The following is a 25500-nucleotide window of genomic DNA, read 5'->3' on the forward strand; positions in this document are numbered from 1 at the left end:
TAATCGGTTTGAAAATGGAGAAGTGCGAGTGAGTACTACGTACGACGAGTCGTCATTCAAGGTATTGCGGGGGTTGGAGCCGGTGCGGCAGCGCCCCGGCATGTACACCACGCTGGATAACCCGAATCACATCATCACCGAAGTGGTGGATAACGCATGCGATGAGGCGCTGGCAGGCTATAGCAAAAATATCAACGTGATCGCGCACAGTGATGGCTCGGTATCGGTGCAGGATGAGGGGCGCGGCATTCCGGTCGGCATCCACCCTGAAGAGGGGGTATCTGTCGTCGAAGTCGCGTTTACCGTGCTGCATTCAGGCGGTAAATTCGACAAGGAATCGGGGGGCGGTGCCTACCGCTTCGCAGGCGGTTTGCATGGCGTAGGGGTTGCGGTCACCAATGCGCTCTCAACGGCGGTTGAAGTCACGGTGTTTCGCGATGGTGGTGAGCATCGCCTGCGCTTTGAAAACGGTGTCGCCACATCGCCTCTGGCGCAAGTTGCCACCTGCGGCAAACGCAAATCGGGCACTACGGTGCGCGCCTGGCCGGATGTTAAATATTTTGACAGCCCTTTAGTCAATCTCGCCCAACTGGAACGCGCGCTGCGCGCCAAGGCGGTCTTGCTGCCGGGCGTCACGATCACGCTTACCATTGAAAAGACGCGCGAGAGCAAATCCTGGTCGTATCCTGACGGTTTGCGCGGCTATTTGATGGAGGCGCTAGCGGACGTGGAACTGGCCGCTCCCATTTTTACCGGCGAGCGCTATATCGCAAAGGGAGATGAGGCTTTTGTCGAAGGAGAGGGGGCTGCATGGGCTTTCGCCTGGGCCGAGGAAGGCACGATCACCCGTGAATCCTATGTCAATCTGATTCCGACCTGGTCGGGTGGAACGCATGACGCGGGGATGCGCGACGGCATCTTTAACGCAGTCAAAAGTTTCATCGACCTGCACGGCATGTTGCCCAAGGGCGTTAAACTCGCCTCCGACGATGTATTCTGCCGCGTGAGTTTTATTCTATCCGCCAAACTGCTCGATCCCTCTTTTCAGGGGCAGACCAAGGAAAAACTGGTGTCGCGCAACGCGCTAAAACTGGTCTCTACCATGGTCAGCGACCCTTTGCTGCTGTGGCTGAACGAGCATACCGAGTACGGAAAAAAAATTGCAGAAATTTCCATCCGGCAGGCGCAAAGCCGGATGAAATCGACGCAGAAAATCGAAAAGAAAAAAGGCTCGTCGGTCGCGGTACTGCCCGGAAAACTGACGGATGCGGCCGAATACAATCCGGCGCGCAACGAACTGTTTCTGGTCGAGGGCGATTCGGCGGGCGGTTCGGCCAAACAGGGGCGCAATAAGGAGTTTCAGGCGATTTTGCCGTTGCGCGGCAAGGTGCTCAATACCTTTGAAGTCGATCGCGACCGGCTGTTCTCCAACGCCGAAGTACACGATATTGCGGTGGCGATCGGTGTCGATCCGCACAGCATGAACGACAACGCCGACCTGTCAGGACTACGCTATCACAGCATTTACATCATGGCCGATGCGGACGTCGATGGCTCGCACATCGCGACCTTGCTGCTGACCTTGTTTTTCAGACACTTCCCGAAGCTGATTGCAGCCGGGCATATTTATCTGGCGCAACCGCCGTTATTCCGCATCGATGTGCCGGCTCAGGGTAAAAAGCCGCTGCGCAAACTGTACGCGCTCAATGCCGATGAGTTAACTTCGATTGAGGATAGGCTGAGCAAGGAAAAAGTCAGGGCAGGCTCATGGAGCATCTCGCGCTTCAAAGGACTGGGGGAGATGAATCCGCTGCAGCTGTGGGAGACTACCATGTGCCCGGATACGAGGCGGGCGCTATGCGTGCAACTGGATGCCGCATCCTTCGATTCGGCAGAGCAAACCATGACGATGCTGATGGCAAAAAAGGAATCCGGTTCCAGACGTGAATGGCTGGAATATCACGGCAATGAGGTAACGGGCGATGTCTGAGATTCAGGAAGAGTTATTTGATGCAGGGGTACCGGTTATGCCGGTAGAAACACTGCCGGTCGTTGCAGTCAAAGTGGCACGCGAGTTTTCTCCGCTGCCCGCACTGCCGGACGGCGATACGGTGCCACTCGCGCAGTACGCCGAGCGCGCCTATCTGGAATATGCGGTCTCGGTCGTCAAGGGGCGGGCGCTACCAGATGTGTGCGACGGACAAAAACCGGTGCAGCGGCGCATCTTGTATGCGATGCGCGAAATGGGACTGACGCACAACAGCACCTTCGTCAAATCCGCCCGCGTGGTCGGCGAGGTGCTGGGTAAATTTCACCCGCACGGCGATTCGTCCGCCTATGATGCGATGGTGCGTTTGGCGCAAAACTTCTCCTTGCGCTATCCGCTGGTCGATGGGCAAGGCAATTTCGGTTCGCGGGACGGCGATAACTCGGCCGCCATGCGCTATACGGAAGCGCGTTTAACGCCGATCGCGGCGGTGCTGCTCTCCGAACTGGATATGGGTACGGTCGATTTGATCCCCAATTACGACGGGCATTTTCAGGAGCCTGCCATGCTGCCGGCACGGCTGCCGATGGTGCTGCTCAACGGCGCATCAGGCATTGCCGTCGGCATGGCGACCGAAATTCCGTCGCATAATCTGCGCGAAATAGGCGGCGCTGCCGCCTTGTGCGTGCGCAATCCGGACTGCTCCGATGAAGAAATATTAAGCGGGATTACAGGCCCTGACTTACCCAGTGGCGCGCAGATTATTTCTTCTCCTGCAGAAATTCGCGAGTGTTACCGTACCGGACGTGGTTCTTTGAAGATGCGCGCGCGCTGGAGTGTCGAAGAGCTGGCGCGCGGCCAGTGGCGTGTGGCGGTGTTCGAACTGCCGCACGGCGTTTCCTCCAAGAAAATCATGGAGGAAATTGAGGAACTAACCAATCCTAAATTCAGGCTGGGAAAAAAGACCCTGACCACGGAACAAATCCACAACAAACAGTTGATCCTGTCTGTGCTGGATAAAGTCGCCGATGAATCGGACAAAGATCAGGCGGTGCGTCTGGTGTTTGAACCGAAATCAGGCCGCCAGTCGGTCGAGGAATTGATGGCGATTTTACTGGCGCACACCAGTTTAGAGTGCGGCCTGTCCATCAATATGGTGATGATCGGGATCGACGGCCGCCCCAAGCAAAAAGCCATCACCGACATCATTCGCGAATGGGCGCAATTCAGGCTTGCAACGGTGCATCGCCGCTGTACTTATCGATTGTCACAGATCAACGACCGCATCCATGTGCTCGAAGGGCGTATGACGGTGTTTCTCAATCTGGACGAGGTCATTCGTATCATCCGCGAATCGGATGATCCTAAGGTGGCGCTGATTGCCCGCTTTGAGCTGTCCGACCGTCAGGCCGAAGACATTCTGGAAATTCGTCTGCGCCAGCTGGCCCGAATGGAAGGCATTAAGATCGAACGTGAGCTCAAAGGCTTGCAGGAGGAAGGCGCAGATCTGAACAAAATGCTCGCCTCAGAATCCCTGCTGCGCCGCCGTGTTGCCCGTGAAATCGATGAAGATATCAAGGCCTATGGCGATGACAGGCGCACACTGATTGAACAGGCCGAACGGGTGTCGCTCACCGCTACCGTGGTTGATGAACCTGTCACGGTGTTGATATCCCAAAAGTACTGGGGGCGCACTCGTATCGGTCATGGGCTGGATTTGTCGGCGGTGGCCTTCAAAGAAGGCGACAGTTTGCTCGCCGCATTCGAGTGCCGTAGCACCGATCAGTGCATCGTTATTTCAAGCAACGGCCGGGTGTGCAGCATACCCGTCTCTGTGCTGCCGGGCGGGCGCGGTGACGGGGTACCGCTGACCACGCTGGTTGAGTTAGCCGCCGGCGCTAAAATCGTCCGCGTGTTTTGCGGTGCGGCAGAACAAAACGTGCTGCTGGCGACCTCGGCCAGTTACGGCTTCGTCTGCCAATTATCCGATATGATCGGACGCAATAAGGCCGGCAAGCAATTCATCACCATTGAGGGTGACGAGCTGATACTCCCGCCTGTGCTGTATACCCCGAGTGAGCAGGCGCAGGTGATTTCAGTGAGCCGTTCAGGCCGGCTGCTGTCTTTTGCTTTGCCTGAAATGAAACGGCTCAGCTCAGGCGGTCGCGGGCTGATTGTGATGGGACTTGAGGAGGGCGATGTGCTGGCCTCGCTGATGGTGGCGGAAAAGTCAAAAATTACGGTCATCTCGCAAACGGCTAGTGGTCGCGAACAGGCGATTCGTTTGTCGGAAGCGGAACTATTGACGCACTTCGGTAAACGCGCCCGTATGGGCCGTATGCTGCCTGTGAAGGCAAAAACCTTTATTACGCAGGTTAAACTCAGCGATTGAAGCAAGCGGTCGTATTTTTACCCAAGGACAGCATGAATTTTCAACCATATCTCTTAGTGGCGTTTTTAACCGGGCTCTTGATCGGGGTCGCTTTCATCTGGCTGCTGTTTCGCGAAAAACTTGCCGCAGTCAGGCAAAGCTGCAATGGCGAAACACAGCTTGAATTAGCAAGACTCAATGAACGCTTAAGTGCGGCGCACGAGGAGATGAGTCGGCTGAAATTGGCATCTGGCAGTGCTGATGTTCTCAATGAGAAACTTGAGCAGGAACTGGGCGATTTACGCGAAAAAACCGGTGCGTCAGACGCCACTGTCAGCAGTCAGCGGGATCAACTGATCGCGTTGCAGCGCGAGAAGGATGAGCTGGCCGATTTACGCGACCAATTGACGGGTGCGCAGCAGCGTCTGAGCAATCAGGTGACTGAGCTTAACACCCAGCTCGTCGCCGAACGCGAGAAGGCAGGCGAGAATCTGGCGATCTTAAACAGCGCAAGGGAGGAGCTTGCCAATCAGTTCAAGTTGCTGGCCAATGAGATACTCGAGGATAAAACTAAACGCTTTACCGAGCAGAACCAGACCAATCTGAACCAGTTGCTCGAACCGTTAAAGGTCAAGATCACCGAGTTTCAAGGGCAGGTGCAGCAGGTCTATGTTCAGGAGGGCAAGGACCGCTCGGCGCTGGCAGAGCAAGTCAAGCAACTGATGTCGCTCAATAACCAGTTATCCAAAGATGCGCATAACCTGACGTCCGCGCTCAAGGGGCAGGCCAAGACGCAGGGGAACTGGGGGGAGTTGATCCTCGAAAAGGTACTGGAGGCCTCAGGCTTGCGCCGGGGTCATGAATATGATGTGCAGGAGAGTCATACTCGCAGCGATGGCACGCGTGCGCAGCCGGATGTGGTTGTGCATTTGCCGGAAGACAAGCATCTGATTATCGATGCGAAAGTATCGCTCAACGCGTATGAAGAATATGCCAATGCCGAGACCGAACTGCTGCGCGATGCGGCGATGAAGCGCCATCTGGATTCAGTTAAGACGCACATCAAAGAATTGTCCGAGAAAAATTACCAGCAACTATACGGCTTGAAATCGCTCGATTTTGTGCTGATGTTCATTCCGGTGGAACCGGCCTTCATGCTGGCCATCGCCAATGACAGCGAATTGTGGCATGAAGCGTGGCGGCGCAATGTGTTGCTGGTCAGTCCTAGCACCTTGTTGTTTGTCGTGCGTACCGTTGCGCATTTGTGGCGTCAGGAGCAGCAAAACCGCAACGCGCAGGAAATTGCCAGTCGGGGTGCTGAGCTGTACGACAAACTGGCGGGCTTTGTGGAGGATTTAGATGGCTTAGGTGCCAGACTGCAACAGGCACAGAAAGCCTATGACGGCGCCTACAGTAAATTTACCGGCGGGCGCGGCAATGTGATCCGTCAGGCACAGATGCTAAAAGAACTTGGGGTCAAACCCACCAAACAATTGCCGCAGAAATTGCTTGATGCGGCACTCGATGAAGTTGAGGACAGGACATCATGATCAAAGTATTGAGCGGGGATATCGGCGGCACCAAGACGCGACTGGCGATTGCGAGCGTAACGGGCACGCGGGTAGAGATCGAGCATGAAGCGAGTTTCCCCAGTCAGTCGTACGACACGTTCGACGCGCTGCTGGGCGAATTCTTAACCGGTTTAGACGTGCCGGAGTTTTCGGCCTTCGGTGTCGCAGGCCCCGTTCAGGGACGGGTTGTGCAGACGACGAATCTGCCCTGGTTTATCGATGCTGACGCACTGCAACGCCGTTTTGGCTTGACGCACTGCGCCTTGCTCAACGATCTTGAGGCGACTGCCTGCGGCTTGCCAGCCTTAGGCGATGAGGACTTGCTGACCTTGCAGGCCGGATCGCCGGATGCTGCGGGCAACAGGGCGGTGATCGCGGCGGGGACGGGCTTAGGGGAGGCGGGTTTATTCTGGAATGGCAAACTGCATCAGCCGTTCGCCACCGAAGGCGGGCACACGAGTTTCGCGCCTTCGAACACGCTGGAATTTGCGCTGCTGCGGACTTTGCAGCAGCAGTATCAGCACGTCAGCTGGGAGCGCGTGGTATCGGGGATGGGGATAGTCGATCTGCATGCGTTTTTGCGCCAGTATCGGAGTATCGCAGCACCTGACTGGTTGCAGGTCGAGATGGCGGCAGGAGATGCGGCGGCCGCAATTTCAAATGCGGCCTTGCGTGATGAAATTTGTGCCGAGACCATGCAATTGTTTGTGCGTCTGTACGGCGCTGAAGCCGGTAATCTGGCGCTCAAAATCATGAGTCGCGGCGGGCTCTATATCGGCGGCGGCATCGCACCCAAAATATTGCCGTTGCTGCAAAGCGGTGAATTTATGGAAGCCTTGTTGAATAAAGGCCGCATGCGCCCGTTGCTGGAGGCCATGCCGGTAAAAGTAATACTCAATGACAGGGCTGCGTTATACGGACCTGCTTTACGCGCCGCAGCGAAAAAATAAACTTTTGCAGCGTTTTTCCGTGCACGCGGATAGGGCGTAAATCAGCCATTACACGGGGTAGTGCTATAATGCCGCGCTATTGTGCGATTGAATACGGTGAAAAACACGTTTTGTTATCCCTTATATGTGTCGCAAAAACTAATTCTTTATTAAATACAGGTGGTTGTTATGAGTTCTTCGAAAAAACCAAATTCTGCTCAGCTTGACAGATCAAATCCTGAAGTGTTGCAAAGGATGTTGTCGAATCACTTAATTTATACCGAAGGCAAGTCCGTTGCCACGGCGACTGAACGTGACTGGTTTGAGGCGTCCGCCCATGCCGTGCGCGACCAGATGATCGAAAAACACCTGAAAACCACCGAGGCCTGCGTGGATCAGGATCCTAAACGGCTGTATTATCTGTCTTTGGAATTTTTGATCGGTCGCACCTTGTCGAATGCGGCGCTCAATATGGGGCTTGAGCCTGCATTGCGCGACAGTCTGAAAGCGCTGGGCCATGATCTGGAAGAAGTCGAAGAAACAGAAATCGATGCTGCGCTGGGTAACGGCGGTCTGGGCCGACTGGCTGCGTGTTTCCTTGATTCCATGGCGACGTTGGATCTGCCGGGGCAGGGCTACGGCATCCGTTACGAATACGGCATGTTTAATCAGCGCATCAAGAATGGTCAGCAGGTCGAGCGTCCGGATAACTGGCTGCGTTTTGGTAACCCCTGGGAATTTCAACGTCCTGAACGCATGTATCCGGTCAAGTTCTTTGGTCGCGTTGTGCAGTTTTCCGATGGCGATGGCGGTATCGAACATCACTGGGTCGATTCGGATACGGTTATGGCGATGGCCTACGATGTGCCTATCCCGGGTTACAACACGGGTACGGTAAACAATCTGCGTCTGTGGGCGGCTAAAGCTGCGCGCGAATTCAATCTCGAATCGTTCAACGCCGGCGATTATCTCAGCGCGGTTCAGGACAAAAATATCTCCGAGAGCCTCTCTAAGGTGCTGTACCCGAATGACAGCTCTGCCGTGGGTAAGGAATTGCGCTTAAGACAGGAGTATTTCTTCGTCTCAGCTTCCATACAGGATATCTTGTATCACTTCTTGCAAAAGCACAGCGACTGGAATCAGCTGCCGGAAAAAGTGGCGATTCAACTCAATGACACACATCCGGCGGTTGGCGTTGCCGAACTGATGTATCAATTGATCGATGTGCATGGTCTGAAATGGGATCATGCCTGGGGTTTGGTCACCAAGATCTTTGCCTACACCAACCATACCCTGATGCCTGAAGCGCTGGAAACTTGGGCGGTGGAAAAGTTTGAACGCGTATTGCCGCGTCATCTGGAAATCATCTACGAAATCAATCATCGATTCTTAGCCCAGGTGAACCACTTGTTCCCCGGCGACACCGAGTTGCTCAGTCGTGTTTCCATCATCAATGAAAGTCATGGCCGTCGCGTGCGCATGGCGCATCTGGCTGTGGTGGGCAGTCATACCGTCAACGGCGTGGCCGCAATTCATAGCGGCTTGCTGCAAACGACCCTGTTTGCAGATTTCCATCGCATTTATCCGGAAAAATTCATTAACGTGACCAATGGCATCACGCCGCGTCGCTGGTTGAATCAGTGTAATCACAATCTGGCTCAGCTGATTTCATCGCGTATCGGCAATGGCTTCGTGCGCAATCTCGATCAGCTCAAGGGGCTGATTCCGCATGCAGAAGATGCTGAATTCCGCAAGCAATTCCGTGCCGTCAAGCAGGAGAATAAGGCGCGTCTGGCCGAGTACATCAAGGAAAAGGTCGGTATTACCGTCGACATCAATTCGATGTTTGACGTGCAGATCAAGCGTATACACGAATACAAACGTCAACTGCTCAATGTACTGCATGTGATTACACTGTATAACCGCATCCGCAGCGGCAACGCACACACGATTACGCCGCGCACCATCATTTTTGCAGGTAAAGCGGCTCCCGGCTACAAGCTTGCCAAGATGATTATTCGCCTGATCAACGATGTTGCCAGCATCGTGAATGAGGATCCTGCCGTACACGGTCTGCTCAAAGTGGTGTTTTTGCCAAACTACGACGTGTCATCGGCTGAAAAGCTGTTCCCGGCCAGTGATCTGTCCGAACAGATTTCCACCGCGGGTACTGAAGCTTCAGGTACCGGCAATATGAAGATGGCGTTGAATGGTGCGCTGACTATCGGTACGCTCGATGGCGCTAACGTCGAAATCTTAGAGGAAGTTGGCGACAACAATATCTTCATCTTCGGCCTGACTACGCCACAAGTAGCCGATCTGCGCACCAAGGGTTACAGCGCGTGGGATCACTATTATGGCAATGAAGAGTTAAGACAAGTGCTGGACATGATAGGCAATGGTTTCTTCTCTGTTGAAGAGCCGGATCGTTACCGCCAGATTTTTGATAATCTGACTCATCATGGCGACCACTACCTGTTGCTGGCCGATTACGCAAGCTACATTTCGACGCAGGATAAGGTCAGTTTGCTCTATCAGGACAAGGAAGAGTGGACGCGTCGCGCCATTCTCAATGTCGCTAATATGGGCAAGTTTTCCAGCGATCGCACGATCATGGAGTATGCTGATAATGTCTGGAATGTGAAGAGCTTAAAGCAAAGCTAAACCGGATATTTCAACGCGGTATTAGATTAATGGCCACCTTAATCAAAGGTGGCCATTTTTTTGTCATAAAAACCCGTTGATAGTCTGTTCGTTACCCAACATAGCTGCGCTATAATCCTACCCGTTACACTCAGTCTCATTCTTATGCATCAGAGGAATTGACGGTGAAAAAGAGCACTTCATATTTTCTGCAAGTCCGTCCTAAAGTTCCGGCGCGTCTGGCGCGTCTGGAAGAGTTAGCCAATAATCTTTGGTACGGATGGGATCGGTCAACGCGTCGCCTGTTCGCGAGGCTGCATCCGGGGTTATGGAAGGCGACCGGCCATAGCCCCAAAGCCTTTTTGAAGCGCGTCGATGAACAGTTACTGCTCGATGCGGCCGAAGATCAAGTTTTCATCGGCAACTTTAACCGCGTGCTGGCCGATTACGATACGTATCACGATCACCGGTTACCGTCCGGTGGTGCCGACTGGTTAGGCCCTGATGATCTGATCGCTTATTTTTGCGCTGAATTCGGTTTGCATGAGAGTTTTCCGATCTATTCCGGTGGCTTAGGGATACTGGCGGGTGATCACTGCAAGGCGGCCAGCGATCTGCGCCTGCCCTTTGCAGGTGTCGGACTCTTATATCGTCAGGGATATTTTCACCAGAATATAGACGGCGAAGGCAATCAGATTGCCAGCAACACCGATTCTAATTTCGATGATCTGCCCGTCTCGCCCGCATTGCGCCCTGACGGCTCGGAGGCCTATACGCAAATCGAATTGCCCGGCAGCGTCGTGCACATCAAGATATGGCAGGCCCGTGTCGGTCATATCACGCTCTACCTGCTGGATACCGATTTGGACAGTAATATCGCCCGCGACCGGGATATCACCCATCGTTTGTATGGCGGAGACACGGCGATGCGCATCGAGCAGGAAATCGTGCTGGGTATCGGTGGCGTGCGCGCGTTGCAGGCGTTGGGGCTGAAACCCACCGTCTGGCATATCAACGAAGGTCATGCTGCCTTTATGATGCTGGAGCGCGTCAGACAGAAGACCAGTGCCGAAGGTTTTTATTTTGAAACCGCACTCGAAGCGGTGGCGGCTAATACGATCTTCACGACCCATACACCGGTGCCAGCAGGACACGATCATTTCAGCGAGGGGATGATACAGCATTACTTTGAGCACTATTACGCCGAACTCAAACTCAATCACGCAAGATTTATGATGCTGGGGCGAACCGGTAGCAGCCCGGATTTCAACATGACTGCGCTGGCGCTGCGCGGCTCGCGTTTTCACAACGGTGTCTCGCGTATTCACGGCAGCGTGTCCTCTGAGATTTGCCGCGAGATGTGGCCTGAAATCGAACCGGCTGAAAATCCGATGACTTATGTCACCAACGGCGTTCATGCACCGACTTTTCTGGCAACCGAATGGATAGAAGTGCTGGAGCGTTATCTGGGGTCGGAATGGAATGCCCGCATGAATGATTTGAAATTGTGGGAGGGGGTGGACGACATTCCTGATCATGTCTTCTGGAGCGTGCATCAAACCCTGAAAGTTAAAATGCTCAATGCCGTCAGCGAACGCATCACCGCGCAGCATTTTCGCAATCGCGGCTCAGAGGCGCATCTTGACCGACTGCTCAAATACGTTAACCCGGAAAACCCCAATATTCTGACCGTCGGTTTTGCGCGACGTTTTGCCACCTATAAGCGCGCTACCATGCTGTTCAGTAATCTGGACTGGTTGCGCGAAATTCTTCACAACCCCGACCGTCCGGTGGTGTTTATTTTTGCCGGCAAGGCGCATCCGGCCGATATTCCGGGACAGGATCTGATTCGCCACATCACCCATATTTCTAAAATGACCGAATTCACCGGTAAAATTTTGCTGGTGGAAGGTTATGATCTGGCCTTGTCTCGCAAACTGGTGTCAGGCGTCGACGTCTGGCTGAATAATCCTCTGTATCCGCTGGAGGCGAGCGGCACCTCGGGCATGAAGGCGGGTATGAATGGCTGCATTAATTTATCTGTGCTGGATGGATGGTGGGGGGAGAGTTATGACGGACGTAACGGTTGGGCAATCAAGCCGGTCTCAGAAACATTGAGCGAGGATATTCGAACGCGCGAGGAAACGCGTACGCTCTATGAGTTATTACAGGATCAGGTGGTACCCAGCTACTATGCTTACGGAAAAATGGGATTTTCGCCTGCCTGGGTAAAAATGGCCAAGCGTTCGATGGCTTCCATTATTCCCCGCTTTAATTCAAAACGCATGGTCAGCGAGTATCTGGCTAAGTGCTATTTACCGGCTAGCCGGCAGCATGTGCTGTATACGCAAAATGAATACGAAAATTCCCATCTTCTTGCCGATTGGAAATTGCGTATCAAGGCTGCGTGGTCTGAGGTTTCACTGAACCGTACGCAATTGCCGGTTGCGCAGATTAACTATGGCGATCGTCTCTATTTTGAAGTGGCGGTAAACTTGAACCGGCTTACCCCGGTTGATGTCGTGGTTGAAATTCTGTTAGGTTACAACACTAAAAACGATCAACTGGTTTCTGTTCGTCATTATCGATTTGAGTCGACCGACCGGATCAATGAATCCGGCGAGCACGTGTTTGTCACTGAGTTGCAACCGGAGCAATGTGGCAATCTGGAATACCGCATCCGCGTTTATCCGTTTCATGAGTTGCTGACGCATCCGTTTGAGTTAGGGATGATGCGCTGGCTGTAATTCGTATTTTGAACTGTTCGGGCTTAAAAGGGATTCAAATGGCTAATATTAAAGTTTTATTCGTAACATCCGAGATGGCGCCATTAATCAAGACGGGCGGTTTGGCTGACGTCAGCGGAGCGCTGCCTGCAGCCCTGCGCGAATTAAATGTAGATGTGCGTGTGCTGCTGCCCGGCTACCCTCAGGTCATGGCAAAGATGGGCCCCAGTGAAGTGGTCGCGACGTTCGATAATTTACCGGGATTTCCGCCCTCGCGGCTGTTGTTTACGGTCATGAATAACGGTGTTCCGTTGCTGGTGCTCGATTGCCCTGCATTGTATCGTCGTGATGGTGGGCCCTATATGGATCCTGTAACAGGTCATGACTGGATCGACAATCCGATTCGTTTCGGCCTGCTGTCGAAAATTGCAGCGATGTTGGGCAGCCACGATAACCCGCTGTCCTGGCATCCTGATCTGGTTCATGGCAACGACTGGCAAACCGGGCTGACCGGCGTGTATCTAAGCGAAGCTGCGGGGGCAGTGCCCAATATCATCACCATACACAATCTGGCGTTTCAAGGTAATTTCCGACCCAAAAAGGTAGAGTTGCTGCACTTGCCCGAGGCCTGTTTTAATGTCAACGGGGTTGAACTGTATGGCAATATGTCCTTCCTCAAGGGCGGCTTGTATTACGCGTATCACATCACGACCGTCAGTCCGAATTATGCGCAGGAAATCCAAGGGGATGAACTGGGTTTCGGTCTGCAAGGGCTGTTGCGCTCACGCAGCGAGGATGTGACCGGCATACTCAACGGCATAGATACGGACGAATGGAATCCCGAAACGGACCGGCATTTGCCCAGCCATTTTAGCGTTGCGCGGATGGCGGGAAAGGGGCAAAACAAGGAGGCCTTGCAAAGGCGCATGGGGCTGGAAGTCAATTCTGATGTGCCGCTGCTGGGGGTGGTTAGCCGCCTGACACATCAAAAGGGGCTGGATTTACTGCTTGAGATTGCCCCGCGTCTGCTCGAATTGCCGGTACAACTGGTGATCTTGGGCAGCGGCGAAGCTTCCATGCAAAAAATTGCCAGCGATCTGGCGCAAAGCTACCCGGGTAAAATTGCCGTGATGATCGGGTTTGACGAGGCGCTGTCTCATCAAATCGAGGCGGGGATCGATATGTTTGTGATGCCGTCGCGTTTTGAGCCTTGCGGATTGAATCAGTTCTACAGTCAGCGCTATGGCACGCCGCCGATAGTCCATCGCACAGGCGGGCTTGCCGACTCGGTGGTCGACTGCAACGCCGATACCTTGCGGGACGGTACGGCCAGCGGTTTTGTGTTCAGCGGAATGACGACTGAGAACTTATTTGCCACGATACAACGCGCGATTGAAGTGTACCGCGATGAGCGAAAATGGAAAGCGCTGCGTAAGAACTGCATGAGCAAAGACTTTACCTGGCAGACCAGCGCAAAATCATACCAATCAGTCTATCGGAAAGTGCTGGGTCGCACTTGACCGTCGTCTATCGTATCCGTCTTGCCGCGTATGAATTGAGGCAAGGATAAAATGATCCCCTTCAAATTAGTCGACACGGCCTTTGAGGCCGGTGTCGCTCTGCGGCTGTATCAGCGGGGTGACGAATTTTCCATTCGTGTGGATAAGGCGGGCGAACTGATGAACAGCCGGGCACATCACTCAGAAGAGGTGCTCGCAGAAGTGGCGTGCCGGATGATCGCGAATCGTCAAAAACCTCATCTGCTGGTGGGAGGGCTGGGCATGGGATTTACGCTGGCGGCGGTGTTATCCCACACGGTGCCGGAGGCACGCGTGACCGTAGCCGAACTGATTCCTGCCGTGGTGCGCTGGAACCGCGAATTTATCGGGCAGCTGGCAGGCGCTCCGCTTGCAGACGCACGTGTCCATGTGATGGAACTCGACGTAGGGCAAGTGATGCGGCAAGGCAAAAACAGTTTCGACGCCATCATGCTCGATGTCGATAACGGCCCGAGTTCCTTCACCCATGAGGACAACGATGCGCTCTACAGTTTGCGCGGATTAAAGCTGATTTATGATGCGTTAAAACCCGGTGGTGTATTCACGGTCTGGTCAGCTAGCACGGATCCAGCATTTACTCAGCGGATGATCAAGACAGGTTTTAATGTCAGCGAGCAGCGTGTCGGCTCTCACGCCTCTAAACGCGGTAATCGGCACAATATCTGGATCGGCGTCAGGCCGGACCATTTTTCGATATAAAAAAGAGCGCCCCGCAGTGAAACGGGGCGCTTAATTCATTTTTTAACACTGGGACTGATAGTCGCTTTACGCAAATAAATGTTTTACCAGTTCGCGTTCTTCCATCAATTCACGGTGAGAGTCCAGCATGTGTTTGCGTCCTAATTCGCTGATGGGCAAATCCTGTACGATCTTGAAGTGGCCGTTCTTGCAGGTGACGGGAAAGCCATACAGCACGCCTTCGGGAATGTCATAACTACCGTCAGAGGGCACGCTCATGGTGACCCAGTCGTTGTGATGGGAGCTTAACATCCAGTCGTGGATATGACCGACAGCCGCGTTGGCCGCACTCGCAGCGCTGGACAGTCCGCGCGCCTCAATGACGGCCGCACCGCGTTTTTGCACCGAAGGAATAAACGTGTTTTCGACCCAGTCCTGATCCGGCAGAATATCGCGTACCAGACGGCCGCGAATTTCGGCGTGATCAAGATCAGGATACTGTGTGCCGGAATGATTTCCCCAGATAATCATCTTTTTGATATCGCGTATCGGCTGGAATAATTTCTGTGCAATCTGAGCGATTGCGCGGTTGTGATCGAGCCGCATCATCGCGGAAAAGTTGCGCGGATCGAGATCCGGCGCATTTTTCATCGCAATCAGCGCATTCGTATTGGCAGGATTGCCGACCACCAGCACCTTGACGTGACGGGCTGCATATTCGTTGAGCAATTTGCCCTGCGCTGAAAAAATCGCGCCGTTCGCTTCGAGCAGATCTTTACGCTCCATGCCTTTGCTGCGCGGACGCGCGCCGATCAGCAGTGCGATTTCGGTATCTTTGAAAGCGACCTTCGGATCATCGGTGATGATGACCTGTTGCAACAGCGGGAATGCACAGTCTTCCAGTTCCATCATCACCCCGCGCAGTGCGCCTTGCGCCTGCGGAAGATCCAGTAATTGCAGGATGACCGGTTGCTCACGCCCCAGCATATCGCCGTTTGCGATGCGAAACAATGCGGCATAACCGATTTGTCCGGCGGCGCCGGTGATAGTGACACGGATAGGTGCTTTCATGGAGTTGCTCCTTGTGTGATGAAGTGGGCACATGATAGATCTTTTAGTATTCTCATGCCATGCAAAAGGTGTAACATTGCATCCGGAATTTTCATCACGCAAAAGGTTCGCAATGCTAAAAAAACGTCCGAAACATCTTGCGCTGCATCTCATTAAATTACCGCTTCCAGGCTTTGTGTCGATACTTCACCGTATAAGCGGTCTGGCACTTTTTCTCGCACTCCCCTTGTTTCTGCTCATGTTGCAATACAGCTTACGCTCTGTTGAGACTTATACATCGTTGATGGACGTGTTATCACATCCGTTAGCCAAACTCGTATTACTGGGTTTGTTGTGGTCTTTTTTGCATCACTTTTGTGCCGGCATTCGTTATCTGGCGATTGATCTGCATTACATCAGCAATCTTGCCGAGGCACGCAGCAGCAGCAAGATCGTGATGGTAGTAAGTTTGCTGTTAACCGTATTGATCGGGGTGAAATTATGGTAAATCGCGTGGTGGTGGGCGCTCACTACGGTCTGCGCGACTGGCTGTTTCAACGTGTCACAGCGGTGGTGATGGCGATCAGCAGCGTAACGCTGGCAGCTTATCTGTTGTGGCAATCGGACATGGACTATGATCGTTGGACGGGGTTGTTTTCCAGCCAACCGGTGCGGGCCTTTGCGCTGCTGTTTTTGATCAGTCTATTTTTCCATGCCTGGGTCGGTATCAGAGATATCGTGATGGATTATGTGAAGCCTGCCGCTGTGCGACTGGCGATACACATATTAGTCGTATTGGCGCTGATTATGTATTCGATTTGGTCCGTGCAAATTTTGTGGGGTATGTAAAAAATGGCAATTGCTAAACGGACGTTTGATGTGGTGGTGGTCGGTGCAGGGGGTTCAGGAATGCGCGCCGCTTTGCAACTGGCTCAGGCAGGACTCAAAGTTGCGGTGCTCTCCAAGGTGTTTCCGACGAGGTCTCATACGGTTGCAGCGCAAGGCGGCATCGCGGCTTCCCTAGGTAACGTCAATGAAGACAACTGGCACTGGCATATGTATGACACGGTCAAGGGTTCGGACTATCTGGGGGATCAGGATGCGATCGAATTCATGTGCCGCGCAGCGCCCGAAGTCGTTTACGAACTTGAACATTACGGCATGCCGTTTGACCGCTTGGATAGCGGCAAGATATATCAGCGCCCCTTCGGCGGACATATGCAGGATTACGGTAAAAATCCGGTGCAGCGCGCCTGTGCTGCGGCCGATCGTACCGGTCACGCACTGCTGCATACCCTGTATCAGCAAAACGTCAAAGCCAACACCAACTTTTTCATCGAATGGATGGCGCTGGATTTAATCCGCGACGAAGACGGCGATGTGCTGGGCGTGACGGCCATGGAAATCGAGACCGGGGACGTGATGATGTTTCAGGCGCGCGCGACCTTGTTTGCCACGGGCGGGGCAGGGCGCATTTTTCATTCCAGCACCAACGCCTTTATCAATACCGGCGATGGCTTAGGGATGGCAGCACGCGCCGGCATCCCGTTAGAAGACATGGAATTCTTTCAGTTTCACCCGACCGGTGTGTACGGCGCGGGGGTGCTGATCACTGAGGGCGTCAGAGGCGAAGGCGGTTATCTGGTAAACAAGGATGGCGAACGCTTCATGCCAAAATATGCGCCGAACGCTAAGGATCTGGCCAGTCGCGACGTAGTGTCGCGCGCCATGACCATCGAAATCAACGAAGGGCGCGGCTGCGGCCCGCACGGCGATCATGTGATGTTGAAGCTCGACCATCTGGGTGATGACGTGATCCGTCAGCGCCTGCCGGGCATCCGCGAAATCGCACTGAAATTCGCACACGTCGATCCTGCCAAGAGCCCGATTCCTGTTGTGCCGACCGCACACTATATGATGGGCGGCATTCCGACCAATTATCACGGGCAAGTGGTCGCACCTTACAAGACGGGGCCTGATGAAGTGGTGCACGGCCTGTATGCGGTGGGTGAGTGCGCCTGCGTGTCGGTGCATGGTGCAAACCGTTTGGGCTGCAACTCGCTGCTCGATTTGCTGGTGTTCGGTCGTGAGGCCGGTCGTCAGATCATTGAAGATTTGAAGAGCAATCCGCATCCGAAACCGTTGCCAAGCGACGCGGCAGATCGCCCGTTGGCGCGCCTGGATCGTCTGGAAAATCAAAAGAATGGCGAGCGCGTTGCAGAAGTAGGCGATGCGATGCGCAGAAACATGCAAAAGCATTGCGGTGTGTTCCGTTTCCCTGAGTTGCTCAAAGCGGGTGTGGTCAATATCAAGGAAATCGCAGAGCGCGTGGCGCACACCGAGATCGGCGATAAGAGTCGCGTATTCAATACGGCGCGTATCGAGGCGCTGGAACTGGATAACCTGATCGAAGTGGCGCAGGCAACGATGATCGCGGCAGAGGCTCGTAAAGAGAGCCGCGGCGCGCATGCGCGCGACGACTTCCAGGAACGGGACGATGTGAACTGGTTGAAACACAGTCTGTATTTTTCGGAAGGAAACCGCCTCGATTACAAGCCGGTGCGCCTAAAACCGCTGACTGTGGATTCTTTCCCGCTCAAACCGAGAGTTTACTAAGCTCATCGCTTAAGGAACGTTATGAAATTCAGAATCTATCGTTACAACCCTGAAACGGATGCTGCGCCGCGCATGCAGACCTATGATTTAAACATTGAATCAGGTGGCAAGATGCTGCTCGATGCGCTGGTGCTGTTAAAAGAGCAGGACGACAGTTTATCTTTGCGCAAATCCTGCCGCGAAGGCGTGTGCGGTTCGGATGCGATGAACATCAACGGCCGCAATGGTCTGGCGTGTATCACGCCGCTGTCCTCGCTCAAAGAGCCGGTGGAATTGCGTCCGCTCCCCGGATTGCCGGTGATCCGCGATCTGATCGTCGATATGACGCAGTTTTTCAAACAATATCATTCGATCAAGCCGTATCTGATCAATAATGACCCGCCGCCTGAAACCGAACGCCTGCAATCACCGGCGCAGCGTGAACATCTGAACGGGCTGTATGAGTGTATCTTGTGCGGTTGCTGCACCACGGCGTGTCCGTCGTTCTGGTGGAATCCGGATAAGTTTGTAGGTCCGGCCGGCTTGTTGCAGGCGTACCGTTTCATCGCCGACACGCGCGATCAGGCGACCAGTGAACGGCTGGATGATCTGGAAGATCCTTACCGTTTATTCCGTTGCCACACCATCATGAATTGCGTGGACGTTTGCCCCAAAGAACTGAACCCGACTGAGGCCATCGGTCATATCAAGGACTTGATGATTAAGCGCATGGTATGAGAACTAAGGATCGTGGATTGAGGATTGAGGATCAAGTACAAGATGCTGGAAGAGGAGAGATCAGTTCGCTCAGTCCTCAGTCCTCCATGCTCGATCCTGCTGCTTTGCAGCGCGTGCGCTGGCGCTGCCGCCGCGGCCTGCTAGAACTCGATATCGTATTCGGACGCTTTGTCGATACGCACTATAGTGGATTAACCGCATCCGAGCGGCAGACATTTGATGAGTTATTGGACATGCCCGACAATCCGCTATGGGATATGATCTCGGGAAGAAAAGAAACTGAAACGGAATCACAAGCCGCCTTGCTTGCAAAAATTAAATCGGTGTAATTTTAAGATTGGAAATCGGATGGAAAAAGAACTGGGCCAGGAAGTTAGCATGAAAAAACGTGTCGCAACCCTAACGCTGGATGACGGCCGCCAGATTGAGTTGCCTATGATGTCTGGCACGCTGGGACCCGATGTGATCGATATCCACAATCTTGTTAAATTGGGGATTTTTACCTACGACCCGGCCTTTTTTTCCACGGCGAGTTGTACCTCGGAAATCACCTATATTGATGGTGATGCGGGCTTGTTGTACTACCGTGGTTATCCAATCGAGCAACTGGCCGAAAAGTCGGACTTCCTCGAAGTGTGCTATCTGCTACTCAACGGGGCGTTGCCCGATGCGACGCAAAAAGCTGAATTTGTACACAAGGTCACCACGCACACCATTGTGCATGACCAATTGATGAAGTTTTTCAACGGTTTCAGGCGCGATGCGCACCCGATGGCGGTGATGGTCGGCGTGGTCGGTGCCTTGTCCGCTTTTTATCACGATTCGCTCGATATCAATAATCCGGAACACCGGGATCTGGCCGCCATGCGCCTGTTGGGCAAAGTGCCGACCATCGCGGCCATGGCGTACAAATATCATAACGGTTATCCGTTTATGTACCCGAAGAACAAGTACAGCTATGTCGAAAACTTTCTGTACATGATGTTCGCGACCCCTGCCGAAGAGTATGTGCCCAATCCCGTACTGGTCAAAGCGCTCGAACGTATCTTCATTTTGCATGCGGATCACGAACAGAACGCATCGACCTCGACCGTACGGTTGGCAGGTTCGAGTGGTGCCAATCCGTTTGCCTGTATGGCTTCGGGTATTGCAGCACTCTGGGGGCCGGCGCACGGCGGGGCGAATGAAGCGGCACTGACCATGCTGGAAGAAATTGGCGACACCTCCAAGGTTGCGCAGTTCGTGCAGGATGTCAAAGACAAAAAGCGCCTGTTGATGGGTTTTGGTCATCGCGTTTACAAGAATATGGACCCGCGCGCCTCGGTGATGCGCGAAACTTGCTACGAGGTGTTAAAAGAGCAGGGGCTGGAAAACGACAAATTGTTCAAGCTGGCGATGGAGCTTGAGAAAATTGCACTGAGCGATCCGTATTTTATCGAACGAAAATTGTATCCGAACGTCGACTTTTATTCAGGCATCGTGCTGCGCGCATTGGGTATTCCGACCAATATGTTTACCGTTATTTTTGCAGTAGGCAGAACCATCGGCTGGGTGTCGCAGTGGAACGAAATGATGGCGGCCAGCGATCGCAAGATCGGCCGCCCCCGTCAACTCTATATCGGCGCGACACGGCGCGATTTTTTACCTGTGGATGAACGGTGAGCACACATTTTAACCAGATGATGCAGGATAGTTCGCTGCTGTTTGCGGCGCCCTTCGTCGAAGAATTGTATGAACAGTATCTGATCGATCCTGACAGCGTGACGGACGAGTGGCGCGGCTACTTTGACGCATTGCCGCCCTGGAACAAAGCGGGGAGTGAGCAGCCGCACAGCCCGGTTCAGAATGCGTTTGAACTGATGCACGCCTCGGTGGCCGCAGCGCCTGATATGGAGCATGAGCGCAAACAGGTTAAGGTGCTGCAGCTGATCAACGCGCATCGTTTTTTGGGGCTGCGCGTCGCCAACCTGGATCCGCTTGCACGTCATGCCAAGCCTGTCGTGCCTGAGCTTGACCCTGCGCATTACGGACTGCTCGAGTCTGACATGAATACCATCTTTGAGACGGGCTCGCTGGTTGCAGCGGCACGTTTGACGTTGCGGGAAATCCTGCAGCTGCTGCGTCAGACATACTGCGGCAGCATCGGTGCAGAATACATGTATATCAGCGATGTGCCGCAAAAGCGCTGGATACAGAATCGTCTGGAAGGCGTACGCGGACTGGCGGGTTATGATGCTGCACAACGCCGCCGAATCTTAGGGCGCCTTACCGCCGCCGAGACGCTGGAGCGCTATCTGCACACCAAATTTGTCGGACAAAAGCGCTTTTCGCTCGAAGGCGGCGATACGCTGGTGCCATTGCTCGACCATCTGCTGCAGAGGGCCGGCGGTCAGGGTGTTAAGGAAGCCGTCATCGGTATGGCGCATCGCGGACGACTGAATGTGCTGGTAAATATTCTGGGCAAGCAGCCCTCGATGTTATTCGCTGAGTTCGAGGGCATACATGCCGAACATCTGACCTCAGGTGACGTGAAATACCATCAGGGATTTTCGGCCGACATCGAAACCGCAGGTGGCAAGTTGCACGTGGCGCTGGCCTTTAATCCGTCGCACCTTGAAATCGTCAATCCGGTCGTAGAAGGTTCGGTCCGCGCCCGCCAGCATCGCTTAAAGGATCTCGAAGGCAAAAAGGTTATCCCGATTCTGTTGCACGGTGATGCGGCGTTTGCGGGGCAAGGCGTCGTGATGGAAACACTGGCCATGTCGCAGACGCGTGGCTATCGCACTGGCGGTACCGTACACATCATCATCAACAACCAGATCGGTTTTACGGCATCTGACTCGCGCGATGTGCGTTCCAGCCAGTATTGCAGCGATGTGGCGAAGATGATCGATGCGCCGATTTTTCATGTTAACGGCGACGATCCGGATGCGGTGATGCTGATTACCGAGATTGCACTCGATTACCGCATGCAATTTGGCCGCGATGTAGTGATCGACATGGTGTGCTTCCGTAAACTGGGGCACAACGAGCAGGACGAGCCGTTAGTCACGCAGCCCTTTATGTATCGATTTATCCGCCAGCATCCGGGCACTCGTGCGGTATATGCCGAGCGTCTGGTTAAAGAAGGCGTGATTGAGGCAGGCGAGGGTGAGGCGATGATCGCAAGCTACCGCCAGGCGATGGATGAAGGGCGCAACTCGATCCAGCCGGCAATTGAAAAAGCTGAAAAACCCGTTTCCAGCTGGTCCGGTCTTAAAACCGGCACGAAGTGGAATACGCCGGTCGATACCACCGTATCCTTAGCGCGACTGCAGCAACTGGGGCGCGTGCTGACGACCATACCGGATAACTTTATCCTGCAATCCCGGGTACAGAAAATCGTTGAGGATCGCTCGGCCATGGCGCGCGGCGAATTGTCGCTCGATTGGGGTATGGCGGAAAATCTGGCTTACGCGACCTTGCTTACCGAAGGGTATCCGGTGCGTCTGTCAGGTCAGGATTCCGGTCGCGGCACCTTTTTCCACCGTCATGCGACCTGGCACGACCAGAATCGCGTGGTCTGGCACGAAGGCATACACATTCCGTTGCAGCATCTGGCACAGAATCAGTCCGATTTCGTTGTGATCGATTCACTCTTGTCCGAAGAGGCGGTACTCGGTTTTGAATACGGCTATGCAACGGCCGAGCCTAACACCCTCGTGTTGTGGGAAGCGCAGTTCGGTGATTTTGCCAACGGCGCTCAGGTCGTGATTGATCAGTTTATCGCCTCAGGCGAAGTCAAATGGGGCCGTTTATGCGGACTGGTGATGCTGCTGCCGCACGGCTACGAAGGGCAGGGGGCCGAACACTCGTCGGGCCGCATCGAACGCTATTTGCAATTGTGTGCCGATTACAACATTCAGGTGTGCGTACCGTCGACACCGGCGCAGATGTTCCATCTTCTGCGTCGTCAGATGTTGCGCCCAACGCGCCGGCCGCTGATTGTGTTTACGCCTAAGAGTTTGCTGCGCAGCAAGGACGCCGCATCTCCCTTGACCGATTTCACGGACGGCAGTTTCCGAGCCGTCATCGGGGAAGTCGAAGCGCTCGCCGTTGACAAGGTGCGCCGCATTATCGCGTGTAGCGGCAAGGTCTACTACGATCTGCTTAATGCACGCCGCGCCAAGGGTATAGAGGATATGGCGATCATCCGTATTGAACAGCTCTATCCCTTCCCGCATGAAGCGTTTGCAGCACAGGTCGCAGCCTACCCGAATGCAACCGAAATGGTCTGGTGTCAGGAAGAGCCGGGCAATCAAGGTGCATGGCATCGCATTCAGCACTATTTGTCGCGCCACTTACGTCAGGGTATGCGACTCGAATACGCGCTGCGACCGTCCTCTGCAGCACCGGCAGCAGGTTATCTCGCGGTACACAACGAACAGCAGAAAGCGGTGATCGAAGCCGCCTTCCGTCCCGATCTCGATATCAAGAATATTCCAGGAGCAGGTCATGAGCATCATTGAAGTTAAAGTACCGCAATTATCCGAATCCGTTTCAGAAGCAACGCTGCTGACCTGGCACAAAAAGGTGGGCGATGCGGTGCTCGAAGGTGAAAATCTGATCGACGTTGAAACCGACAAAGTGGTGATGGAACTGCCTGCTTCTAAGAGCGGCGTGCTGAAAAAAATCATAAAGGCGGACGGCGATAAGGTCGGCAGTGAAGAGCTGATTGCGCTGATCGACACGACGGCGGTCGCAACGGCTGCGCCCGCCGCTGCAAAAATCGATGCACCCGTACCGCCTTCGGTACGCAAACTGGCGCATGAGCTCGACATCGATGCGGCCAGCTTAGAGGGCAGCGGGCGCGCAGGTCGCGTGACCAAAGAGGATGTGCTGAGTGCTGCAACACCGAAAGCAGCCCCCATTTTACCGTCAGCCGCAGCTCCAGCCGGCGGCCGTCCCGAGCAGCGCGTCCCGATGACGCGTATTCGTCAGCGCATCGCCGAGCGTCTGGTGCAATCGCAACAGACGGCCGCCATCCTCACCACCTTTAATGAGGTGAATATGCAGCCGGTGATCGATCTGCGTACGAAATACAAAGATGCGTTCGAAAAGAAACACGGTGTAAAGCTCGGGTTCTCGAGCTTCTTCGCTAAGGCGGCCGTGTATGCGCTGCAAAAGTTCCCTATCGTCAATGCGTCGGTGGATGGCACCGACATCATCTATCACGGCTATTTCGACATCGGCATCGCGATCGGCAGCGAGCGCGGACTCACGGTGCCTATTCTGCGCGATGTGGACAAACTGAGTTTTGCCGATATCGAAAAGCAAATTGTGGATTTCGGCGCAAGGGCTAAAACGGGTAAGCTCACGATGGAAGAGTTGACCGGCGGCACGTTCTCCATTTCCAACGGCGGCACCTTCGGTTCCATGCTGTCCACACCGATCATCAATCCACCGCAGGCAGCGATCTTGGGGATACACGCGACCAAAGACCGTGCCGTGGTCGAAAACGGTCAGATCGTGATCCGCCCGATCAACTATCTGGCCGTGTCCTACGATCATCGCATCATCGATGGTCGTGAGGCGGTGCAGTTTCTGGTCGCCATCAAGGAAGCGCTCGAATCCCCTGAACGCATGCTGCTGGATCTGTAATGACCTTTCAGGCCTATCGCATTTTTGAGGAAAACGGCGCGTCCGCGGGGCGCTTTGTTGATTTGACGCTGGATGATCTCGATTCCGGCGACGTGGTGATCCGCTCGCATTACTCCAGCGTGAATTACAAGGATGCACTGGCGGCAACCGGTACGGGTAAAGTCATACGCCGTTTTCCCTGTGTGGGCGGTATCGATGTATCGGGTGTGGTCGAAAGCTCATCGGATGCACGCTTTAAGGCAGGCGACGAGGTGCTGGTGACCGGTTACAACCTCGGGGTGTCGCATGACGGCGGTTTTTCTGAAACCGTGCGCGTACCAGCTGACTGGGTCGTGCCGCTGCCTGCGGGACTGAGTTTGTTTGATGCGATGGCGCTGGGAACGGCAGGCTATACCGCCGCGTTAGCGATCCACAGGATGGAGCAAAACGGCCTGAGCCCCGAGCAGGGGCGCGTGATCGTGACAGGTGCGACAGGCGGGGTGGCGAGTCTGTCCATCGTGATGCTCTCGCAGTTAGGCTATACGGTCACAGCGTTAACCGGCAAGGCGAATGAGCACGACTATTTGAGTTCGCTGGGGGTGAGTGAGATTATCTCGCGTCACGATCTGGTGATGGGCACGCGTCCGATGGAAAAGGCCCTGTGGGCGGGCGCTGTCGATTCAGTCGGCGGCGAAACACTCGCGTGGCTCACGCGCACCATGGCGCAAAACGGCGTGATTGCAAGCTTCGGCAATGCCGGCGGGGTTGAATTTCATACCACCGTGTTGCCCTTCATCTTGCGCGGCGTTACGCTGATCGGTGTCGATTCTGCCGCAACCCCGATGCCACTGCGTCAGCGTGTCTGGCAGCGTCTGGCAAGCGATCTTTATCCTAAAAAACTCGCGCAAGTGGCGCACACGTTGCCCTTCGAGCGCTTAGCGGAGGCTTTTGATCCCTTGCTGCAAGGCAAAGGGGTCGGGCGCACGGTGATTCAATTTTAGAATGCCTTGAAATAACGCATCCAGCGCAGCGCG

At 54.2% G+C, this 25500-nt stretch carries 18 protein-coding genes; 17 read left to right on the forward strand and 1 reads right to left on the reverse strand.

The window, feature by feature from the left end; all coding sequences use genetic code 11:
• Positions 1–28: 28 nt before the first annotated feature.
• From GALF_RS06625 to GALF_RS06660, 8 genes are all read left to right on the forward strand, one after another.
• Complete coding sequence (locus GALF_RS06625) at positions 29–1990, forward strand: DNA topoisomerase IV subunit B (protein WP_013293287.1); 1962 nt, start codon at positions 29–31, stop codon at positions 1988–1990.
• Positions 1983–4379: a DNA topoisomerase IV subunit A gene (gene parC / locus GALF_RS06630; protein WP_013293288.1), complete on the forward strand. Its 2397-nt coding sequence runs from the start codon at positions 1983–1985 to the stop codon at positions 4377–4379. The genes GALF_RS06625 and parC overlap by 8 nt, the downstream gene beginning before the upstream one ends.
• A 32-nt stretch (positions 4380–4411) precedes the next feature.
• A complete protein-coding gene (gene rmuC / locus GALF_RS06635; RefSeq protein ID WP_013293289.1) occupies positions 4412–5908 on the forward strand; it encodes a DNA recombination protein RmuC in 1497 nt (498 codons plus the stop codon).
• Complete coding sequence (gene glk / locus GALF_RS06640; RefSeq protein WP_013293290.1) at positions 5905–6879, forward strand: glucokinase; 975 nt, start codon at positions 5905–5907, stop codon at positions 6877–6879. Before rmuC ends, glk begins: the two co-directional genes overlap by 4 nt.
• Before the next feature lie 168 nt (positions 6880–7047).
• A complete protein-coding gene (locus tag GALF_RS06645) occupies positions 7048–9522 on the forward strand; it encodes a glycogen/starch/alpha-glucan phosphorylase (RefSeq protein WP_013293291.1) in 2475 nt (824 codons plus the stop codon).
• 164 nt (positions 9523–9686) lie between these two features.
• Entirely contained in the window at positions 9687–12248 is a 2562-nt protein-coding gene (gene glgP / locus GALF_RS06650) for an alpha-glucan family phosphorylase (protein ID WP_013293292.1), read from the forward strand.
• Positions 12249–12286: 38 nt separating this feature from the next.
• Positions 12287–13747, forward strand: coding sequence for a glycogen synthase GlgA (gene glgA, locus GALF_RS06655; RefSeq protein WP_013293293.1), 1461 nt, complete (start codon positions 12287–12289; stop codon positions 13745–13747).
• Between the two features lie 51 nt (positions 13748–13798).
• Positions 13799–14485: a spermidine synthase gene (locus GALF_RS06660; RefSeq protein WP_013293294.1), complete on the forward strand. Its 687-nt coding sequence runs from the start codon at positions 13799–13801 to the stop codon at positions 14483–14485.
• Between the two features lie 66 nt (positions 14486–14551).
• Here the strand turns inward: GALF_RS06660 and GALF_RS06665 are convergent, their stop codons facing one another.
• Positions 14552–15535 carry a malate dehydrogenase gene (locus tag GALF_RS06665; RefSeq protein ID WP_013293295.1) on the reverse strand — a complete coding sequence of 328 codons (984 nt, stop codon included), beginning with the start codon at positions 15533–15535 and terminating at the stop codon, positions 14552–14554.
• Positions 15536–15647: 112 nt separating this feature from the next.
• Between GALF_RS06665 and sdhC the strand changes: the two genes are divergently transcribed.
• The 9 genes from sdhC to GALF_RS06710 are packed head-to-tail and all read left to right on the forward strand — an operon-like array spanning position 15648 to position 25467.
• Positions 15648–16022, forward strand: coding sequence for a succinate dehydrogenase, cytochrome b556 subunit (gene sdhC, locus GALF_RS06670; protein ID WP_013293296.1), 375 nt, complete (start codon positions 15648–15650; stop codon positions 16020–16022).
• On the forward strand, positions 16016–16363 hold the full coding sequence (gene sdhD, locus GALF_RS06675) for a succinate dehydrogenase, hydrophobic membrane anchor protein (protein ID WP_013293297.1): 348 nt from the start codon (positions 16016–16018) through the stop codon (positions 16361–16363). The genes sdhC and sdhD overlap by 7 nt, the downstream gene beginning before the upstream one ends.
• Positions 16364–16366: 3 nt before the next feature.
• Complete coding sequence (gene sdhA / locus GALF_RS06680; protein WP_013293298.1) at positions 16367–18130, forward strand: succinate dehydrogenase flavoprotein subunit; 1764 nt, start codon at positions 16367–16369, stop codon at positions 18128–18130.
• Positions 18131–18151: 21 nt separating this feature from the next.
• Positions 18152–18847 carry a succinate dehydrogenase iron-sulfur subunit gene (locus GALF_RS06685; protein WP_013293299.1) on the forward strand — a complete coding sequence of 232 codons (696 nt, stop codon included), beginning with the start codon at positions 18152–18154 and terminating at the stop codon, positions 18845–18847.
• A complete protein-coding gene (locus GALF_RS06690; RefSeq protein WP_013293300.1) occupies positions 18844–19176 on the forward strand; it encodes an FAD assembly factor SdhE in 333 nt (110 codons plus the stop codon). The genes GALF_RS06685 and GALF_RS06690 overlap by 4 nt, the downstream gene beginning before the upstream one ends.
• 49 nt (positions 19177–19225) lie before the next feature.
• Entirely contained in the window at positions 19226–20509 is a 1284-nt protein-coding gene (gltA, locus tag GALF_RS06695) for a citrate synthase (RefSeq protein WP_041938340.1), read from the forward strand.
• A gap of 17 nt (positions 20510–20526) precedes the next feature.
• Positions 20527–23355 carry a 2-oxoglutarate dehydrogenase E1 component gene (locus GALF_RS06700; protein ID WP_041938007.1) on the forward strand — a complete coding sequence of 943 codons (2829 nt, stop codon included), beginning with the start codon at positions 20527–20529 and terminating at the stop codon, positions 23353–23355.
• Positions 23342–24487, forward strand: coding sequence for a 2-oxoglutarate dehydrogenase complex dihydrolipoyllysine-residue succinyltransferase (gene odhB / locus GALF_RS06705; RefSeq protein WP_013293303.1), 1146 nt, complete (start codon positions 23342–23344; stop codon positions 24485–24487). The genes GALF_RS06700 and odhB overlap by 14 nt, the downstream gene beginning before the upstream one ends.
• Entirely contained in the window at positions 24487–25467 is a 981-nt protein-coding gene (locus tag GALF_RS06710) for a YhdH/YhfP family quinone oxidoreductase (RefSeq protein WP_013293304.1), read from the forward strand. The genes odhB and GALF_RS06710 overlap by 1 nt, the downstream gene beginning before the upstream one ends.
• Positions 25468–25500: the final 33 nt, after the last annotated feature.

The organism is Gallionella capsiferriformans ES-2 (genome assembly GCF_000145255.1).
GTDB lineage: Bacteria > Pseudomonadota > Gammaproteobacteria > Burkholderiales > Gallionellaceae > Gallionella > Gallionella capsiferriformans.

Excerpts from the sequence above, each read along its gene's own strand:
- GALF_RS06665 (WP_013293295.1), bottom strand. The coding sequence starts at position 15,535 with ATGAAAGCACCTATCCGTGTCACTATCACCGGCGCCGCCGGACAAATC.
- GALF_RS06645 (WP_013293291.1), top strand. The coding sequence starts at position 7,048 with ATGAGTTCTTCGAAAAAACCAAATTCTGCTCAGCTTGACAGATCAAAT.
- sdhD (WP_013293297.1), top strand. The coding sequence starts at position 16,016 with ATGGTAAATCGCGTGGTGGTGGGCGCTCACTACGGTCTGCGCGACTGG.
- gltA (WP_041938340.1), top strand. The coding sequence starts at position 19,226 with ATGAAAAAACGTGTCGCAACCCTAACGCTGGATGACGGCCGCCAGATT.
- sdhC (WP_013293296.1), top strand. The coding sequence starts at position 15,648 with ATGCTAAAAAAACGTCCGAAACATCTTGCGCTGCATCTCATTAAATTA.
- GALF_RS06700 (WP_041938007.1), top strand. The coding sequence starts at position 20,527 with ATGATGCAGGATAGTTCGCTGCTGTTTGCGGCGCCCTTCGTCGAAGAA.
- sdhA (WP_013293298.1), top strand. The coding sequence starts at position 16,367 with ATGGCAATTGCTAAACGGACGTTTGATGTGGTGGTGGTCGGTGCAGGG.
- GALF_RS06690 (WP_013293300.1), top strand. The coding sequence starts at position 18,844 with ATGAGAACTAAGGATCGTGGATTGAGGATTGAGGATCAAGTACAAGAT.
- odhB (WP_013293303.1), top strand. The coding sequence starts at position 23,342 with ATGAGCATCATTGAAGTTAAAGTACCGCAATTATCCGAATCCGTTTCA.
- GALF_RS06685 (WP_013293299.1), top strand. The coding sequence starts at position 18,152 with ATGAAATTCAGAATCTATCGTTACAACCCTGAAACGGATGCTGCGCCG.
- glgA (WP_013293293.1), top strand. The coding sequence starts at position 12,287 with ATGGCTAATATTAAAGTTTTATTCGTAACATCCGAGATGGCGCCATTA.
- parC (WP_013293288.1), top strand. The coding sequence starts at position 1,983 with ATGTCTGAGATTCAGGAAGAGTTATTTGATGCAGGGGTACCGGTTATG.
- GALF_RS06710 (WP_013293304.1), top strand. The coding sequence starts at position 24,487 with ATGACCTTTCAGGCCTATCGCATTTTTGAGGAAAACGGCGCGTCCGCG.
- glk (WP_013293290.1), top strand. The coding sequence starts at position 5,905 with ATGATCAAAGTATTGAGCGGGGATATCGGCGGCACCAAGACGCGACTG.
- rmuC (WP_013293289.1), top strand. The coding sequence starts at position 4,412 with ATGAATTTTCAACCATATCTCTTAGTGGCGTTTTTAACCGGGCTCTTG.
- GALF_RS06660 (WP_013293294.1), top strand. The coding sequence starts at position 13,799 with ATGATCCCCTTCAAATTAGTCGACACGGCCTTTGAGGCCGGTGTCGCT.